This window comes from Stenotrophomonas sp. YJH_SMC_12-1 (assembly GCF_059370935.1).
In genome coordinates, this window is sequence record NZ_JCAFUD010000001.1 from 245,682 (window position 1) to 262,987 (window position 17,306).

15 protein-coding genes are annotated in these 17,306 nt (G+C 67.0%); 4 read left to right on the plus strand and 11 right to left on the minus strand.

Going from position 1 to position 17,306, the window contains the following annotated elements:
* Positions 1 to 74 precede the first annotated feature (74 nt).
* The 4 genes from pgaA to pgaD are packed head-to-tail and all read left to right on the plus strand — an operon-like array spanning position 75 to position 5,715.
* Complete coding sequence (gene pgaA, locus AC5P8Y_RS01160; protein ID WP_111187913.1) at positions 75 to 2,102, plus strand: poly-beta-1,6 N-acetyl-D-glucosamine export porin PgaA; 2,028 nt, start codon at positions 75 to 77, stop codon at positions 2,100 to 2,102.
* A 1-nt stretch (position 2,103) separates the two neighbouring features.
* On the plus strand, positions 2,104 to 3,990 hold the full coding sequence (gene pgaB, locus AC5P8Y_RS01165) for a poly-beta-1,6-N-acetyl-D-glucosamine N-deacetylase PgaB (RefSeq protein ID WP_005413999.1): 1,887 nt from the start codon (positions 2,104 to 2,106) through the stop codon (positions 3,988 to 3,990).
* Between the two features lies 1 nt (position 3,991).
* The gene (gene pgaC, locus AC5P8Y_RS01170; RefSeq protein WP_005414000.1) at positions 3,992 to 5,248 is read left to right on the plus strand and encodes a poly-beta-1,6-N-acetyl-D-glucosamine synthase; all 1,257 of its coding nucleotides are present in this window, start codon (positions 3,992 to 3,994) and stop codon (positions 5,246 to 5,248) included.
* The gene (gene pgaD / locus AC5P8Y_RS01175; RefSeq protein WP_012480823.1) at positions 5,245 to 5,715 is read left to right on the plus strand and encodes a poly-beta-1,6-N-acetyl-D-glucosamine biosynthesis protein PgaD; all 471 of its coding nucleotides are present in this window, start codon (positions 5,245 to 5,247) and stop codon (positions 5,713 to 5,715) included. The genes pgaC and pgaD overlap by 4 nt, the downstream gene beginning before the upstream one ends.
* 103 nt (positions 5,716 to 5,818) lie before the next feature.
* Here the strand turns inward: pgaD and AC5P8Y_RS01180 are convergent, their stop codons facing one another.
* From AC5P8Y_RS01180 to AC5P8Y_RS01230, 11 genes are all read right to left on the minus strand, one after another.
* Positions 5,819 to 7,090 (minus strand): glutamate-5-semialdehyde dehydrogenase, encoded by a 1,272-nt coding sequence (locus AC5P8Y_RS01180; RefSeq protein WP_111187914.1) that lies wholly within the window; start codon positions 7,088 to 7,090, stop codon positions 5,819 to 5,821.
* Positions 7,087 to 8,244 (minus strand): glutamate 5-kinase, encoded by a 1,158-nt coding sequence (gene proB, locus AC5P8Y_RS01185; protein WP_111187915.1) that lies wholly within the window; start codon positions 8,242 to 8,244, stop codon positions 7,087 to 7,089. The genes AC5P8Y_RS01180 and proB overlap by 4 nt, the downstream gene beginning before the upstream one ends.
* Positions 8,245 to 8,255: 11 nt before the next feature.
* Positions 8,256 to 8,519, minus strand: a complete 264-nt coding sequence (locus AC5P8Y_RS01190) for a YciI family protein (protein WP_005414003.1) — start codon at positions 8,517 to 8,519, stop codon at positions 8,256 to 8,258.
* Positions 8,519 to 9,814, minus strand: coding sequence for an argininosuccinate lyase (gene argH / locus AC5P8Y_RS01195; RefSeq protein WP_005414004.1), 1,296 nt, complete (start codon positions 9,812 to 9,814; stop codon positions 8,519 to 8,521). Before argH ends, AC5P8Y_RS01190 begins: the two co-directional genes overlap by 1 nt.
* Before the next feature lie 20 nt (positions 9,815 to 9,834).
* The gene (argC, locus tag AC5P8Y_RS01200) at positions 9,835 to 10,788 is read right to left on the minus strand and encodes an N-acetyl-gamma-glutamyl-phosphate reductase (protein WP_111108401.1); all 954 of its coding nucleotides are present in this window, start codon (positions 10,786 to 10,788) and stop codon (positions 9,835 to 9,837) included.
* Positions 10,785 to 11,387, minus strand: coding sequence for a GNAT family N-acetyltransferase (locus AC5P8Y_RS01205; RefSeq protein ID WP_049453465.1), 603 nt, complete (start codon positions 11,385 to 11,387; stop codon positions 10,785 to 10,787). Before AC5P8Y_RS01205 ends, argC begins: the two co-directional genes overlap by 4 nt.
* 3 nt (positions 11,388 to 11,390) lie before the next feature.
* Positions 11,391 to 12,719, minus strand: coding sequence for an acetylglutamate kinase (locus AC5P8Y_RS01210; protein ID WP_005410366.1), 1,329 nt, complete (start codon positions 12,717 to 12,719; stop codon positions 11,391 to 11,393).
* A 25-nt stretch (positions 12,720 to 12,744) separates the two neighbouring features.
* Positions 12,745 to 13,833, minus strand: a complete 1,089-nt coding sequence (locus tag AC5P8Y_RS01215; RefSeq protein ID WP_111108400.1) for an acetylornithine deacetylase — start codon at positions 13,831 to 13,833, stop codon at positions 12,745 to 12,747.
* Between the two features lie 151 nt (positions 13,834 to 13,984).
* Positions 13,985 to 15,181, minus strand: a complete 1,197-nt coding sequence (locus tag AC5P8Y_RS01220) for an argininosuccinate synthase (protein WP_111108399.1) — start codon at positions 15,179 to 15,181, stop codon at positions 13,985 to 13,987.
* 119 nt (positions 15,182 to 15,300) lie between these two features.
* Positions 15,301 to 16,311 (minus strand): N-acetylornithine carbamoyltransferase, encoded by a 1,011-nt coding sequence (locus AC5P8Y_RS01225; RefSeq protein ID WP_005410369.1) that lies wholly within the window; start codon positions 16,309 to 16,311, stop codon positions 15,301 to 15,303.
* 334 nt (positions 16,312 to 16,645) lie between these two features.
* Complete coding sequence (locus tag AC5P8Y_RS01230; protein WP_024958440.1) at positions 16,646 to 17,209, minus strand: glycine zipper 2TM domain-containing protein; 564 nt, start codon at positions 17,207 to 17,209, stop codon at positions 16,646 to 16,648.
* Positions 17,210 to 17,306: the final 97 nt, after the last annotated feature.

A 17,306-nucleotide genomic window follows, 5' to 3' on the forward strand; every position in this document is an offset into this window, starting at 1 on the left:
CCACGCCAAAAGCTGGCATGTGATGTGCGTCACATTTCTCAGGTTGTCTGGTTCGGAAGCCAAGGGGGTCCCCAATGGTTGTCCACCGCCGGCTGGCGCTCAGCGTCGGCCTTGCCTGTACCACCCTGGCCTGGGCCAGCAGCGCTGCCCCGCCTGACCGCGAGGCGGCCCTGGCCGAGATCGGCCGCTACCGCGACCAGGCCCGCTGGCTGGATGCCCTCGGCGCGATCGAGCGCGCCAGCCAAGAGCAACCCAGCGACGACCTGCTGTTCAAGCTGCGCGTACTGACCCTGGGCGACATCGGCAACGCCTGGCGCGCCTGGGAGCTGTACCAGCAGCGCCCGCAGCTGTTCGACGCTGCACAGAAGCAGCGCATTGAAGGCGACTACCTGGCCAAGCTGGTGGTGTGGAGCCTGGCCTACAGCAGCAGCGAAGACAGCCGCCTGGAAGAAGCCGAATCGACCCTGGCGCGCATGCAGCGCTACCTGGGCAGCGAAGGCACCCCGCCCGCGCAGGCGCCGCTTCGCGTCCGCATGGACCGGCTGATCCTGCTCAACCGGCTGGGCCGCCATGCGCAGGTGCGCGAGGAAGCCCGCGCACTGCAGGCCGAAGGCCATGCCCTGCCCGACTATGTGCTGCCTGCGGTCGGCGATTCGCTGATGGGCACCCTGCATCCGGAAGAAGCCATACCGGTGCTGCAGGCGGCAGTGGCCGGCGACCCGACACGCGATGCCTCGCATTCGGAACTGGCCTATGCCTACCTGGAGAGCGAGCAGCAGGAAAAGGCGATCGACCTGCTGCAGGCCTGGCGTGACAAGGAGCCGGCGTGGCGCTGGAGCAACGGCAAGTCACCGTACGCGAACTGGTCACGTTACGAGGCCGACCTGAATCTGGCGATGGTACGCGCCTACAGCGGCGACCTGCGCACCGCACAGCACGACCTGGAGTCGATGGTCGACATCGCACCGGGCAACGGCGGCCTGCAGAGCGCGCTGGGCAGCGTGTACATGATGCGCGGATGGCCACGCATGGCACTGCAGCGCCAGCAGATGGCACATGCGCTGGACCCCCGCGACATCGAGCCGCGGCTGGGCATGGAGGAGGCCTACGTCGCCCTGCAGCGCGATGACCTGGCAAGGCCACTGCACGACGATCTTGTCGCACGCTACCCGACCCAACCCGCCGTCGAACGCATGGACCAGGCCTGGCGGGCGCATCGCGGTTGGCAGCTGAAGGCATGGACCGACATTGGTCGCAGCGCCGGCGGTGGCGGCACCTCGCCGCTGGGCAACAACGACCGTCACTACGGGGTCGAAGTGCAGACACCGGTACTCGACGACCGCTGGCGGTTGTTCGCCTTCGCCGACAGGCGCTCGGTCGACTTCCAGGACCAGCGCATCGACCCGCTGTGGCTGGGCGCGGGCGTACGCTACCGCTTTGGCCAGCTGGATGCGGAAGCGGCGGTACTGCGCGCCAACGACCACATTGGCGATACCGGCCTGCGCATCGGCGTGGGTTGGCAGTTCAACGATTACTGGCATGCCGGGCTGGTGGCCGCACGCAATGACCCGGAAGCCTCGATGCAGGCGCGCGTGGCGGGCATCAGCGCTGACAGCGTGAGCGCGCAGGTCGACTACCGGCGCAGCGAGCTGACCCACTGGATGTTCGGCGCCAGCCGCTTCCGCTACGACGACGGCAACCACCGCGAGCTGTTCAGCACCAGCATCGAACAGCGCCTGCTGACCCGCCCGCGCTGGTTGATCGACGGCCTGGCCAGTGCCTACACCAGCCGGGGCAGCCGCGACGACGCGCCCTACTTCAACCCGAAGCGCGACCGCATGGTCGAGATCGGGCTGCGCATCGACCAGCAGCTGTGGCGGCACTACGAGCGCCACTTCCGGCACCGCCTGACGGTCTCGCTGGGTGACTACTGGCAGGACGGCTTCGGCAGCGCTCTGGTCCCTTCGGTGTCCTACATGCACGAATGGCAGCTGGGCCAGGGCCGCGTGTTCGAGTACGGCGTGCGCTGGTCGCGGCCGGTCTACGACGGCCACCGCGAGCGTCATATCGGCTTCGAAGCCGCACTGCGCTGGGGAGAGTGACATGGCCCGCATCCTGCGACTGATCGTGCTCCTGCTGCTGGCCGCCACGCCGCCGGCGTTCGCGCAGCAGGCCCTGCATCTCGATGCCACTGACAACGGCCTGCTGATCCTCAGCTACCACGACATCCGCGACCGGGTCGCGGCCAAGGGCGACGCCGATACCTACGCGGTGAGCACGCAGAACTTCGCTGCGCACCTGGATTGGCTGGGGGCACACGGCTACCACCCGGTGTCGCTGTCGCAGGTGATCGACGCCTCCCAGGGACGCGCCACGCTGCCACCGAAACCGGTACTGCTGACCTTCGATGATGGCCTGCGCAGCGTCTACGACAAGGCGTTCCCGCTGCTGCAGGCGTACCGCTACCCGGCGCTGGTGGCAGTGATCACCGATTACGTGGACATGGCACCCGGGCGCACGATCGACTATGGCTACCGGCCGTTCGGCCACGATGACTTCGTTACCTGGGCGCAGCTGAAGCAGATGCACGACAGCGGCCTGATCGAAGTGGCCAGCCATACCGACGACCTGCACCACGGAGTGCTTGCCAATCCGCAGGGCAATTCGACGCCAGCGGTGGTCACCCGCATCTACCGGCCGGCCACGCGCAGCTACGAGAGCGAGGCGCAGTACGAGCAGCGCCTGCGCGCCGATCTCGGCCGCAGCGTGCAGCGCATCCAGCAGCACCTGGGCGTGCGCCCGCGCGCCATCGTCTGGCCGTACGCCGCCTACAACCAGTTGAGCAACGACATCGCCGAACAGCTGGGCATGCCGGTGTCCTTCGATCTGGAAGGCCGCAGCACGCCAGTGGCCAGCGACCTGCATGGGCTGGCGCGCTTCCTGGTCAGCGACAACCCGACCGTGGAGGGCCTTGCCTACGAGCTGCGGCGCGACGTTGCGCTCGACGGCATCCGCGCGTTGCAGGTCGACCTGGATGATGTGTACGACCCGGACCCGGCCCAGCAGGGGCGCAACCTCGATGCGCTGATCGAGCGGGTCAAGCGCATCTCGCCCACCCACGTCTACCTGCAGGCGTTCGCCGATCCGGACGGCAACAACACCGCCGATGCACTGTACTTCCCCAACCGGCACATGCCGATGCGCGCGGACCTGTTCAGCCGGGTCGCCTGGCAGCTGAAGTCGCGCGCGGGGGTGAAGGTCTACGCATGGCTGCCGGTGCTCGGCTTCGAGCTGCCCGACCCCGTGCAGCGCAAGGCACTGGCGATCCACAACGGCGATGCCGACGGCATGTACCGGCTGGACTTCACCAATCCGAAGGCACGCCAGATCATGCTCGACATCTACGAGGATCTGGCCGTCAACTCGTACTTCGAAGGCCTGCTCTTCCATGATGATGGCTACCTGCGCGACACAGAACTGCCGACGCTGGCGGCCGGCGACGATGGCAGCGCTCGCACCCGGGCGCTGATCGACTTCACCCTGGCCCTGCGCGACAGTGCGCAGCGTTGGCGGCCGAAGCTGGCCACGGTGCGCAACCTGTACGCGGAGCCGGTACTGCGTCCGCAGAGCGAAGCCTGGTTCGCGCAGCGCCTGGACCTGTTCAACAAGGCCTACGACCAGACCGCACTGATGGCGATGCCGTGGATGGAAGGCAGCAGGCATCCGGAACGCTGGCTCGACCAGCTGCTGGCCGCGGTGCGTGCGCACGATCCCCAGTTGCAGCACACCCTGTTCGAACTGCAGACCGTCGATTGGCGCAGCGGGCAACCGATTCCCGCCGAGCGGCTGCGCGCGCAGATCCGCCAGCTGCAGGCGCAGGGCGTGCACCACTTCGCCTGGTACCCGGATGACTTCATCGCCGGCCAGCCTTCCACCCATGATGCCCGCGCGGCGATGTCCGCCGGCAACTTCCCGTACCCGGAGAAGTGACATGGACATGCACCCGCTGCTGCAGGTCCTGTTCCAGTTCGCCTTCTACTACCCGATGGTGATGGCGTTCTTCTGGATGTCGGGCGGCCTGTATTACTACTTCCGGCGCGAACGCCATTCGCGCCCACGCAACGACCCGCCGCTGATGGTCGATCCACCGTTCGCGAGCCTGTTGATTCCCTGCCACAACGAGTCCGCGAACCTCGACGACACACTCGGCGCGGCGCTGGCACAGCGCTATCCGGCCGACTACGAGGTGATCGCCATCGACGATGGCAGCAGTGATGACACCGGCGCCCGGCTCGACGTGCTGGCGGCGAAGCATCCGCGGCTGCGCGTGCTGCACCTGGACCGCAACCTCGGCAAGGCCAACGCGCTGCGCATGGGTGCGCTGGCGGCCCGCTCGGAGTACCTGGTGTGCATCGATGGCGATGCCATGCTGGAGGAACACGCCCTGCACTGGATGGTCTGGCACCTGGTCAGCGGCAACCGCGTCGGTGCGGTCACCGGCAATCCGCGCATCCGCAACCGTTCCACCCTGCTTGGACGCCTGCAGGTGGCCGAATTCTCCTCGATCATCGGCATGATCAAGCGCGCGCAGCGCGTGTACGGGCGCATCTTCACCATCTCCGGAGTGATCGCCGGCTTTCGCCGCACCGCCCTGCACCAGGTCGGCTGGTGGTCGGACGACATGGTGACCGAAGACATCGACATCAGCTGGCGCCTGCAGCGTGCGCATTGGGACATCCGCTACGAACCCAACGCGCTGTGCTTCATCCTGATGCCGGAAACGCTGAAGGGTCTGTGGCGGCAACGGCTGCGCTGGGCGCAGGGTGGCGTGGAAGTGATGCTGCGGCATGCGCGTTCACTGCTGCACTGGAAGGAACGGCGCATGTGGGGCGTACTGCTGGAGTACGTGCTGAGCGTGATCTGGGCCTACACCATGCTGTTCATCGTGGTGCTGTGGGTGCTGGGCAAGCTCATCGACATGCCGCCGCAGCTGTACATCGCCAGCCTGCTGCCGCAATGGCATGGCGTGATCCTGGCCCTGGTCTGCCTGATGCAGTTCGCCAGCAGCCTGATCATCGACCGTCGTTACGAAACACAGATTGGACGCAACTACTTCTGGGTCATCTGGTACCCGATGGCGTACTGGCTGATCAGTCTTTCCACCACCCTGGTGGCGTTGCCGAAGACCCTGCTGCGCCGTCGCAGCAAGCGCGCCACCTGGACCAGTCCCGATCGGGGGATCCGATGAACGCACAACGCCCGTCCAACCGCTTCGACTCGCGGATGATCCGCAAGCCGCATCGCCAACCACGCTTCCAGCGCACCGCCTGGGGCTTCGTCACCCTCGCGTTCTGGGGGTTCTACTTCTACCTGTGGGCACCGTTGGTGACCCTGTTCTCGTGGCTGATCGGCGGCCAGCTGGCCTGGCAGCAGCTGTACCAACGGCAAAGCCAGTTCGACCCCTATGTGCTGGTGGCACTGCCGCTGATGCTGCTGTGTGCCAGCGTGCTGCTGATCGGCTGGGCCGAGTACAACCGCGCGCGCTTCCGTGGCCACGAGCGACGCCTGCCGCGACCGCTGGCCAGCCTCAATGAAGTCGCGGCCGATCTGGGTGCCAGCACCGGCCTTGCCGAGCGCCTGCTGGGCTGCAAGGCCGCCACGCTGCACATGGACGATCACGCGCGGCCGATCGGTATCCGCCGCGAGGTGGTGTGACGCCCCGGTAGTCGCCGACCCGGGTCGGCGCTTGGGCCTGGTGGGCGCCGACCTTGGTCGGCACCGGGGTCTAACGCGAAGAGCATCCGCGCATCGCGTGGATCTACTTGCGCGTCTGCCCTTCACCGCGCACGACAAATCGTTCGACGGTGAGTGCTTCCAGGCCCATTGGGCCGTACGCATGCAGGCGCGTGGTGGAAATGCCGATCTCGCTGCCCAGGCCCAGCTGGCCACCGTCGGAGAAGCGCGACGAGGCATTGACCATCACCACCGCCGAGCGCAGCGCAGTGACGAAGCGCTCGGCATGGCCGGCGTCTTCGGTGGCGATCACTTCGGTATGGTCGGAGGTATAGGCACGGATGTGCGCGATGGCCGCCTCGAGGTCATCAACCACGCGCACGGCCAGCACCAGGTCGAGGAACTCGGCAGCGTAGTCGTCTTCGCTGGCGGCGGTGCTGCCCTGCAGCAGCGGCTGCGCGTTCGTGTCGGCGCGCAGCTCCACGCCACGCTCACCGAGCGCCTGCGCCACGCGCGGCAGGAAGGCTTCGGCCACATCACGATGCACCAGCAGGGTTTCCAGCGAGTTGCAGGCCGACGGACGGCTGCACTTGCCGTCCACCAGAAGGTCGATGGCTTTGCCGAGGTCGGCGCTGGCATCCACGAACAGGTGGCAGACACCCTTGTAGTGCTTGATCACCGGCACCCGCGCATGCTCGGCAACGAAGCGGATCAGGCCTTCGCCGCCGCGCGGAATCGCCAGATCGATCAGTTCATGCAGCTGCAGCAGCTCCAGCATTGCTTCGCGGCGCAGGTCGGTCAGCACGGTCACTGCCGCCGCCGGTACACCATTGGCCTGCAGGGCGCCGGCCAGCGCCTGGGCGATGGCGGTGTTGGAGTGGATCGCTTCGGAACCACCGCGCAGGATCACGCCATTGCCCGCCTTCAGGCACAGCGCGGCCGCTTCGGCGGTCACGTTCGGGCGCGCCTCGTAGATCATCGCGATCACGCCCAGCGGCACGCGCACCTTCTGCACGCGGATGCCGTTTGGACGCACATCGTCGCGGGTGATCTGGCCGACGGGATCGGGCAGCGCGGCGATCTCTCGCACGGCTTCGGCCATCGCGAACAGGCGTGCCGGGTCCAGCGCCAGGCGGTCGAGCATGGCACTGCCAATGCCTTTCTCGCGCGCAGCGGCAAGGTCGCGCGCATTACCGGCCAGGATCAGCCCGGCATTCACTTCCAGTGCCTGGGCCATTGCCAGCAGCAGCGTGCGGCGCGCCGCACTGTCGAGGCCGGCAACGATCTGGGCCGCGTCACGGCAGGCACGCGCCTGCGCTTCGATTTCACTCATCGGGGAGTCCTTCAAACCGGTCATGGCAGCACCAGATCGTCGCGATGGACGACGCTGCCACCGTAGTTGTAGCCCAGCACGGCCTCGATGTCGCGCGAATGGCGGCCGGCGATCCGGCGCACATCATCGGCCGCGTACTGGCTGACGCCGCGCGCCACGCAGACGCGGCCCTGTGGCGCGTTCCAGCACACCTGCACCATGTCGCCACGGCGGAACATGCCCTCCGCGCCGGTGATGCCGCCGGGAAGCAGCGAGGCGCCCTTCTCGCGCATCGCCTGCGCCGCGCCGGCATCGATCACGATCGCACCCTCGACCAGCGGCGCGTGCCGCAGCCAGTGCTTGCGGGCCGCCTCACGGCTGCGCGCGGCGTGGATACGGGTACCGAACAGGCGGTCCTGGGCCAGCGCGCGCACCACGTCACCGCTGCGGCCATTGAACAGATAGGTTTCGATGCCGAGACGACCCGCCTTCGCCGCCGCTTCCAGCTTGGTCCGCATGCCGCCGGTACCGGCGCCCGAGCCGGCGCCGCCGGCCATCGCCAGCACCTCGTCACTCAGTTCCGGCACCTCATGCAGCGGCCGCGCATCGGCCACGGCGCGCGGGTCGGCGCTGTACAGGCCATCGATATCGGTGGCGATGAACAGCGCATCGGCATCGACCAGTGCCGCCACCGTCGCCGCCAGGTTGTCGTTGTCGCCAAGCTTGAGCTCGTCCACCGACACGGTGTCGTTCTCGTTGACCACCGGCAACGCGCCCAGCCGCAGCAGTTCGTTGAGCGTGGCGCGTGCGTTGAGGTAGCGGCGGCGGTTGCGCAGGTCGTCATGGGTCAGCAGCACCTGCGCCACCGGGCGCTCGAAGAAGCGCTGCCAGAGCCCGATCAGCTGGGCCTGGCCGAGCGCAGCCAGCGCCTGCCGCGCCGCCATCGCCGCGCCAGGCTCATCGGCCCGCGGCAGGATCGCGCGCCCGGCAGCGACCGCGCCGGAAGACACGATCACCACCTCGCGCCCGGCCAGGACATTGGCCGAGACGAACTGGGCCAGGCCCAGCGCGTGGCGTGGTGACAGGCCGCCGCCATCGGCTGCCAGCAGGCTGCTGCCGACCTTCAGCACCGCACGCCGCCATGGCGGCAGCGCTTGTTCGGGGAACGGCGAGGCGACGTTGGCAGCGTGCTGGATCATCGGTCAGTGTCTCAGCGGGTGTTCCATTCGTGCACGGTCAGCTCGGAGGCCTGCATCGTCACCAGCGGATCGGTGGCAACGATGGCCTGCGCCTGCGCCAGGCTGTCCACGTTGCACAGCACATAGGCGCCACCACTGCCGTCGGCGAAACCACCGGTCAGCTGCAGCTTGCCCTGCGCCTGCAACGCATCGAGGAAATCGCGGTGCGGCTGCACTGCTGCATCGTTGAAGTCCGGCCGGCGCATCGCCATCACCAGGTAGACAGTGCCCGCCATCAGGACAGCGCCTGCCAGCGCGCGCGCAGTTCGTCCAGGCGCAGGTCGGCGGCCGAACCCGGCGACACGCGCGCGGCGAGGCTGCCTTCCGGGGTACGCCCCTGCCCTGCACTGTCGGCACCGGCCGCAGCGGCCTTGTAGGCCTCACGGAACGGCACGCCGGCCACGGCCGCTTCCACCGCCACGTCGGTGGCATACATGCCCGAATCGATGGCCGCACGCAGCTTGTCGTCACGCCATTCCAGATTGGCCAGCAGCGCCGGCAGCAGCTCCAGCGCGGCCAGGCCACGGCCGAAGCCGTGGAAGATGGCACCCTTGGACGACTGCAGGTCGCGGTGGTAGCCCGACGGCAGCGACAGCAGCTGCTCGATCTCGGTGCGCGCTGCGGCGACGCTGGCGTGGGTCGCACGCATCAGCTCGATCACGTCCGGGTTGCGCTTGTTGGGCATGATCGAACTGCCGGTGGTGTACTGCGCCGGCAGCGCGACGAAGCCGAACTCGGCGCTGGTGAACAGCGACAGGTCCCAGGCGATGCGGCGCAGGTCCAGCGTGGCACCGCCGAGCGCTTCCAGCGCGGCCAGCTCGAACTTGCCGCGCGACAGCTGTGCGTAGATCGGCGAGATCTGCATGCGCGCGAAACCGAGCGCGGCCGTGGTGTGTTCGCGGTCCAGCGGCAGGTTCACGCCGTAGCCGGCAGCCGTGCCCAGCGGATTGGCATCGACCAGCGCATGGGTGTCACGCGCGCGGATGGCATTGTCGATGAAGGCCTCGGCCCAGCCCGCCCACCACATGCCGGCCGAGGACACTACGGCGCGCTGGATGTGGGTGTAGCCGGGAATCGGCAGGTCCTTCTCGGCCTGTGCGCGGTCCAGCGCGACCTTGGCCACTTCGGCGCTGAGCTGTGCCACGCGCTGCAGCTTCTCCTTCAGCCAGAGGCGGGTGGCGACCAGGATCTGGTCGTTGCGGCTGCGGCCGGTGTGGATCTTGCGGCCGGCATCGCCGAGGCGTTCGGTCAGGCGCGCTTCGATCGCCGAGTGGCCATCCTCATACTGGGTATCGAGCACGAAGCGGCCTTCGCGGAAGTCCTGCGCCAGCACCTCCAGTTCGCGCAGCAGGCCGTCCAGCTCGTCGGCACTGAGGATGCCGATGTGCTGCAGGCCCTGCGCGTGCGCGGCGCTGGCGGCGATGTCGTGCAGGAAGAACTCGCGGTCGAGGATCACGTCGTCGCCGGCGAGGAAGGTCTGGATCTGGGCGTCGACAGCGACGCCGGGCTTCTGCCAAAGAAGGTCTGCCATGGGGGCTCCGGAAGGCGTGTTCAGTGCGGGATGGACATCAGTTCGTCGATGCCCAGCGCGAGGTTGAGGTTCTGCATGGCCTGGGTGGCCGCGCCCTTGAGCAGGTTGTCCAGGGTCGCCACCACGACGACCCGCTTGCCGCCCGGGGCCAGGGTGAAGCCACCGACCTGGGCACCGTGTCGGCCGGCGATGCGGCTGACCCACGGCGCTTCATCCACCACGTCGATCAGGGGTTCGCCGGCATAGGCCTGCTGGAAGCGCTCGGCGATCTGTTCGCGGGTCTGCACGCGGTTCAGCCACAGGTTGGCGGTAAGCGTGATGCCCCGGAAATGCGGCGCGACATGTGGCATGAATTCAACAGCCACACCCAGCTGCACCGACACCTCGCGCTCGTGCACGTGGTTGGTCAGCGCGTAGGGCATCAGGTTGTCGGCCAGCAGTTCGACGTTGTTCTTGTCCGACGGCGTGGTACCGGCGCCGGAGTAGCCGGAGACACCGAAGCACTGCGGCGGACCGGCCAGCAGGTCCAGCAGCGGATGCACCGCCAGCTGCATCGCCGTGGCATAGCAGCCCGGGTTGCTGATGTGCTTCTGGCCGTTGTAGCGGCCGCGGGTCAGTTCCGGCAGGCCGTAGTACCAGCTGTTATCGAAACGATAGTCGGCCGAGAGGTCGACGATGACGGTGTCCGGCTTCGCGGCTTCAAGCGCGGCCACGAACGGTGCGGCCAGGCCGTTCGGCAGGGCCAGGATCACCGCGTCCACGCCCTTGGCCGCCACTGCATCGGCGTCCAGGTTTTCGTACTGCAGATCGCCCTGGAATTCCGGGTGATGGTCGGACAGGCGCTGCCCGGCGCGCTCGCGCGAGGAGACGAAAGCCAGTTCCAGCCGCGGATGGGCGGCCACCAGCTTGATCAGCTCGGCGCCGGTATGGCCGCGGGCACCGACGATGCCAAGGGTGAAGGTCGAATCGTTCATGCGTGGCTGTCCAGGCGGTACTGCAGGTGGCGCCTCACGCCCTGCCATTCCGCGTCGATGATGGAGAAGATGACGGTGTCGCGCGGCGTGCCGTCGGCATGCCGCTTGTGGTTGCGCAGCACGCCATCCTGCTTGGCGCCGAGGCGGGCGATGGCAGTGCGCGAGGTGGCGTTGAACCAGCTGGTTTCCAGCACCACGCTGATGCAGCCCAGCGTTTCGAAGGCGTGCTGCAGCAGCAACAGCTTGGCTTCGGTGTTGGCACCGGTACGCTGCACGCGCGGCGCATACCAGGTGTAGCCGAGGCTGAGTTTCGGCACACCGGCATCCATGTCATAGAAACGGGTACTGCCAACGATTCCGCCAGCCGCATCACGGATCACGAACGGCAGCACCTTGCCTTCGCTCTGCGCCTGCAGCGCGGCCCGCACATAGGTCTCGGCCTGTTCCGGCGACGGCACCTGGGTGTACCAGAGCTGGTCCAGGCCGCTGCCTTCAAGCGCATCGCGCAGGCCGGGCACGTGTTCCATCTGCAGCGGCTGCAGGGTTACGTGCTGGCCGCGCAGGGTGGGAACCGTGTTCCAGGCATCGAGGTTGCTCATTGCTCAGCCCTGCAGGCTCGGGGTGCGCTGCGCGCAATGATCGACATAGGTCTTGATCCGGTCGATGCCATCGGCACCGAACCAGAATACCTTCCAGTGGTCCTGCTTGTAGCAGCCGTCGGATTCGGCGTAGTAGAAGTGATTGATCGGGTTGCCATGGCGCGAGCGCCAGAACAGCTGCGGCGTCTCTTCCAGCATCACGTTCCAGACCGCACGGCCCAGGCCCTCGCCCTGCGCGTCGTCGAGCACGGCGAACTTGTCCAGGTACACGCCCTCTGCCTCGTCGGTGAGGATGACCGCGGTGCGGTAGTTCTCGCTGACGTAGGCACGCAACAGCTTGGTCTTCTCGAAATAGTCCGGCACCAGCGCGCGGCCGAAGCTGGATTCGATCAGGCCCTTCAGGCGCGGCAGGTCCAGTTCGTTCCAGGCGGTGGCGCGCAGCACCTTTTCACCCTTGCGCACCAGCGTGCCCGAACCCTTGTGGGTGAACAGTTCCTTGGCCAGGTCGGCCGGGCGCGTGATCGACACCGACGATTCCAGCGGCAGGCGGTCGAGCAGATCCTTGATCTGTTCGATCTTCACCTTCATGCCGCCGTGGATCCACGGCTGCGCGATCAGGTGGTCGTACTCGGTGGACAGGTTGATCGAATCGATCACGTTGCCCGCCTCGTCCAGCAGGCCGCCCGTGCCGGTCAGGAAGATGATCTTGTACGGCTGCAGTTCCTGCACCAGCTCGTTGGCGGCGAAGTCGGCGTTGACGTTGAGGATCTGGCCGCCGGCGGTCTCGCCCAGGCTGGTGATGACCGGGATCGAGCCGGCGCGCAGGCTGGCCTCGATCGGTGCCAGGTTGACCTTCTTCACCTCGCCGACCAGGCCGTAGGTATCCACATCCAGGTACTCGGCTTCGAACACGCCGCCGGTGATCGAGGTGGCGCGCGCGCCGTTCTGCTGCAGCGCCTCGACCAGCCGCAGGTTGGACTGCTGGAACACCCGGCGCACGATTGCCAGCGCTTCCGGCGAGGTCACGCGCAGGCCGTTCACGGTCTGCTTCTCGATGCCGGCGGCCGACAGTTCGGCATCCAGCTGCGGGCCGGCGCCGTGCAGCACGATCGGGGTCAGCCCGACTTCCTGCAGGAACGACAGCGAAGAGGTCAGCGCGTCGAGGTCGTCGCGCAGCACCGCGCCGCCGACCTTGACCACGGCGAAGCGCTTGGCATCCAGCTGCGAGAAGCGCTTGAGGTACTGGCTGATCTCCTTCGCGCTGGCCATGCTGGAAAGCAGGCGCACGATGGTCTGGCGGGTCTGGCGATGGGGCTGGAGGGCAGGAGACATTTCGGTTTCGTCGGAAAGGGAAGAATCAGGCGCCGGCGGCGATGATGCGGTGCACGGCGTCGGTGTAGCGCTGCAACTGCTCCAGCGTCACGAACTCATCGGCGGTGTGGGCCTGGGCGATGTCACCCGGGCCGAACACCAGCGTGGTGTAACCGCCGGCCGAGAACAGCGAGGCCTCGGTCCAGAAGTCCACTGCGTTGCCGATCGGCAGTTCCAGCGCATCGGCTACGTCACGTGCCAGCAGGCGGCGGTTCTCGGCTTCGGCGATGTCGCCGGCCGGCAGGCTGGGGCCACGGAAGGTTTCGGTGAATACCGCCGCTTCCGGCTCGGCGAAACCGGCGAAGGTGGCCAGCAACGCGTCGATGTTCATCGACGGCAGCGGCCGGAAGCCGAAGCGCACTTCGGCAGCGGGCGCGATCATGTTGGCCTTGATCCCGCCTTCGACGCGGCCGATGTTGAAGCGCAGGCCCGTCAGCCCACCGAAGCGCGCCGAAGCCAGCGATTCCACATGGTCCAGCGCGCGATTGCCCCAGCGCATCGTTTGGTGCAGCGCGCTGGCAGCCGCATCCTGCTTGCCCGAGGCGTGCCCTGCACGACCGGCGAACTGCATCAGCACCGAGCTGATGCCGCGATGCGCCAGCACCGCTTCGCTCATGGTCGGCTCGGCCACCAGCACCGCTTCGTACGGAATGCCGCGGGCCAGGAACGCGGCGATGCAGCGCGGATCGTTGGCTTCTTCATCGCTGGAGAACAGGAACGCGGCATCACCATCGCTGGCATTGGCCGCAGCCACCAGTGCAGCGGCCGCGCCCTTGATGTCACACACGCCCAGGCCGATCACCCGGTCGTCCAGGCGCCGCATCACATGCGGGTCGGCACTCCAGTGCGGCGAGTCCGGCACCGTATCCAGGTGCACGTTGAACAGGTACTTCGGCGTACCACGCACGGCGTACAGGCTGACCGCGCCCGCGCCATGGTCGATCACCTCGACGTTGAAGCCGGGCAGGTTCGCGCGCAGGTAATCGAAGATGCCACCGGTGGTGATCGCACGCGGCGGGTTGCGGGTGTCGAAAGACACCAGGGCCTGCAGGTGATCGAGCGTCTGTTCAAGCATGTGTCTGAATATCCGTAGGGTTCGAAATCGGTAGTGCCGGCCGCTGGCCGGCTCCGCAATGATCCAGCCGTGCCACGAGCCGGCCAGCGGCCGGCACTACCCTCCATCGACGTTGCGAGGCGCCGGCCAGCGGCCGGCACCCCGTCACAGGTCAACCACGATTGACCTGCGCATAGACAGTGGAGCTCATGCCGAACAGCTTGATGAAGCCCTCCGCCTCTTCCACGCCCCAGTCGGCCGACTGCGCGTAGGTGGCACCCTTGGTGTTGAGCAGGTGCGGCGACTTCACCGCCACTGCATCGACGCGGCCACCGCGCGTTTCCAGCACCACTTCACCGTTCACCTTGGCCTGCGAGGACTTCAGGAAGGCTTCGATGTCGGTCTTCAGCGGATCGTGGTAGAAGCCTTCGTACACCAGCTCCACCCACTTGCGCGCCACGTCCGGCTTGAAGCGGTTCTGCTGCTTGGTCAGCACCGCATCTTCCAGCGCGCGGTGTGCGGCCAGCAGCGAAACCAGGCCCGGGGCCTCGAACACGATGCGGCCCTTCAGGCCGATCACGGTGTCGCCGGTGTACACGCCGCGACCGACGCCGTACGGGGCGAACAGCTTGTTGAGCTGGGCCAGGATCTGGTCGCCCGGCAGCGCCTTGCCGTTCAGTTCAACGGCTTCGCCTTCAACGAACTTCAGGGTGACGGTCATCGCCTGCTCCGGCCACTCGCTGCGCGGTGCGCACCAGCCACGGGCGCCCTCGCCCGGGGCTTCCCAACGGTCGATCTCGCCGCCGGACATGGTCAGGCCCAGCAGGTTCTCGTTGATGGTGTAGGCCTGCTGCTTGGCGCGCACGCCGAAGCCGCGCTCTTCCAGGTACTTCTGCTCGTAGGCGCGGGTCTGGGTGTGTTCCTTCTGGATCTCGCGGATCGGCGCGATGATCTGGTAGTCACCCAGCGCCTTCACGGCCAGGTCGAAGCGGACCTGGTCGTTGCCCATGCCGGTGCAGCCGTGGGCGATGATGTTGGTGCCCAGTTCGGCGGCACGCTTCAGCGCGGCATCGACGATCAGGTAGCGGTCCGAGACCAGCAGCGGGTACTGGCCCTGGTAGCCTTCGCCGGCCCACACGAACGGCTTGACGAAGCCTTCCCAGATGGCCGGGCCACCGTTGACGGTGACGTGGCTGGCCACGCCCAGTTCGGCGGCGCGCTTTTCGATGAAATCGCGCTCTTCATCATCCACGCCGCCGGTGTCGGCGAACACGGTGTGCACGTTGTAGCCGCGCTCCTGCAGGTACGGCACGCAGAAGCTGGTATCCAGGCCGCCGGAGAAGGCGAGAACGACGTCTTTGTTGCTCATGGGAGTCAGGTCCACTTGGGGGATGGGAATTCGGTAGAGCCGACCGTTGGTCGGCTGGAATGATGGGTGCGCCGCTGCGGGAGCAGCCGACCAACGGTCGGCTCTACCCCTTGTTCGATCTAGCGCCCGGCAACGGCCGCCATGATCGCCTTCTGCACGTGCAGGCGGTTCTCGGCTTCGTTGATGGCGATGCACTGCGGCGAATCCATCACCGCGTCGGTGGCCTTCACGTTCCGGCGCAGCGGCAGGCAGTGGCTGAACACACCGTTGTTGGTCAGTGCCATCTTCCGCTCGTCCACGATGAAGTGCTTGAACTGGTCGCGGATCGGCTTCTCCGGCTCCCAGTTGCCGAAGAACGGCAGCGCGCCCCAGCTCTTGGCGTAGACCACGTCGGCGCCGGCGTAGGCGCTGTCGATGTCATGGCTGATCTTCAGCGAACCGCCGCTCTCGGCCACGTTCTGCTCGGCCCAGCCCATGTAGCGATCGTCGAGGATGTAGTCGGCGGTCGGGCACAGCAGGGTCACGTCCATGCCCATGCGGGTGGCGATGGTCAGTGCCGAGTTGGCCACGGCGGTGTTCAGCGGCTTGGGGTGGTAGGTCCAGGTCAGCACATACTTCTTGCCACGCAGATCCTGGGTGCCGAAGTGCTCCTGCAGGGCCATGACGTGGGCCAGCTCCTGGCACGGGTGGGTGATGGTCTCCATGTTGATGACCGGCACCGGCGAATACTTGGCGAAGCTGTTGAGGACGATGTCCTGGCGGTCGTAGGCCCAGTCGATGAACTTGGGGAACGCACGCACGGCGATGATGTCGCAGTAACGGCCCAGCACCTTGGCCACTTCCGCAATGTGTTCTTCGGTATCGCCGTCCATCACCGTGCCGAGGTTGAACTCGATCGGCCACGCATCCTTGCCCGGTTGCAGCACCACCGCGTGGGCGCCGAGCTGGAACGCGCCCAGTTCAAAGCTGGTGCGGGTGCGCATGGAGGGGTTGAAGAACACCAGCGCGATCGACTTGCCCTTGAGCTGGTCGCCGAGCTTGTTGCGCTTGAACAGCGCGGCCTGGGTCAGCAGCGCGTCAAGATCGCTGCGGCTCCAGTCCTGGGTGTTCAGGAAGTGCTTGGGGGACATCATCTTTCCTTGCGTGGCGGCGCCGGGTTCGACGCGGTGGAAGGGAAAAGCAGGAAGCAAAGGTGGATCGAAAAGGTTGCAGTTGCAGCTTTCAGCACATGCATTTTTTAAGCGCGGAAACGAAAAAACCCAGCCGGCGGGCTGGGTTTTTTTCGGACGAACAGCAGAAAGCTCCGGTTACCCAGCGAGGATGTGGGGTTCCGGTCGACGCGCACGCGAGGTCATGCCCGACGCCTGTCGGGCTGCGCTGCTGTCGTGCTGGAAGTCGGTGAGCTTCATGGCCGCCAATCTTTGCATGCGGCCGGGGCCGACGCAAGGGGCCGGGGTCGCAGAATCAGGGATTACCGGCGGCGCCCTGCTCGGGGCCGACCCAAGGGGTGATCGAAACCCGGATCTTCAGCCGGTTGCCGGGGTCTTCCGGCAGGCGCGACCGGTACTTGGTGCCCTTGTAGACGTAATCCACGTCATAGGCGATCGGCCGGCGGAATTCACGCCCGACCGGCACGATGCGGCAGTCGCGGGTCAGCATCGGGCCGTTGTTGGCCGGTGCCGGGGCGGGCGTCTCGGCGGCGGTCTCCTCGGAGACCTCTTCATCGCTGCGCTTGAACATCGAGCGCACCGAGTCCCAGAAGCGGCTGATCCGGCCCTTGTCCTCGACCGGCTCTTCACCGGTGACGTTGACCGGGGCCAGGGTGCGGGTCGAGATCGGCTCGCAATGCTCCTCGGTGCGGGTCGCGCGCAGGGTCTGGAACACCGGCTCGACGTTCAGCACCTGCGCATAGTCGAACTTCACGTTCTCGACGATCACCACCCGGTTGCGCGGCTCGGCTTCCTGCGCCTGGGCCACGGCGGCCGTCGCCGACAGGCAGGCCAGGGTCAGCAACGCGGTGGATTTCAGTGGCGACGGGAGCAAGGACACGGCAATAGTGTAGGCAGTGACGAGCGCAAGGGGCTGAACATTACCCGTCCACGCCGCTCCTGCCCACCCCACCTTG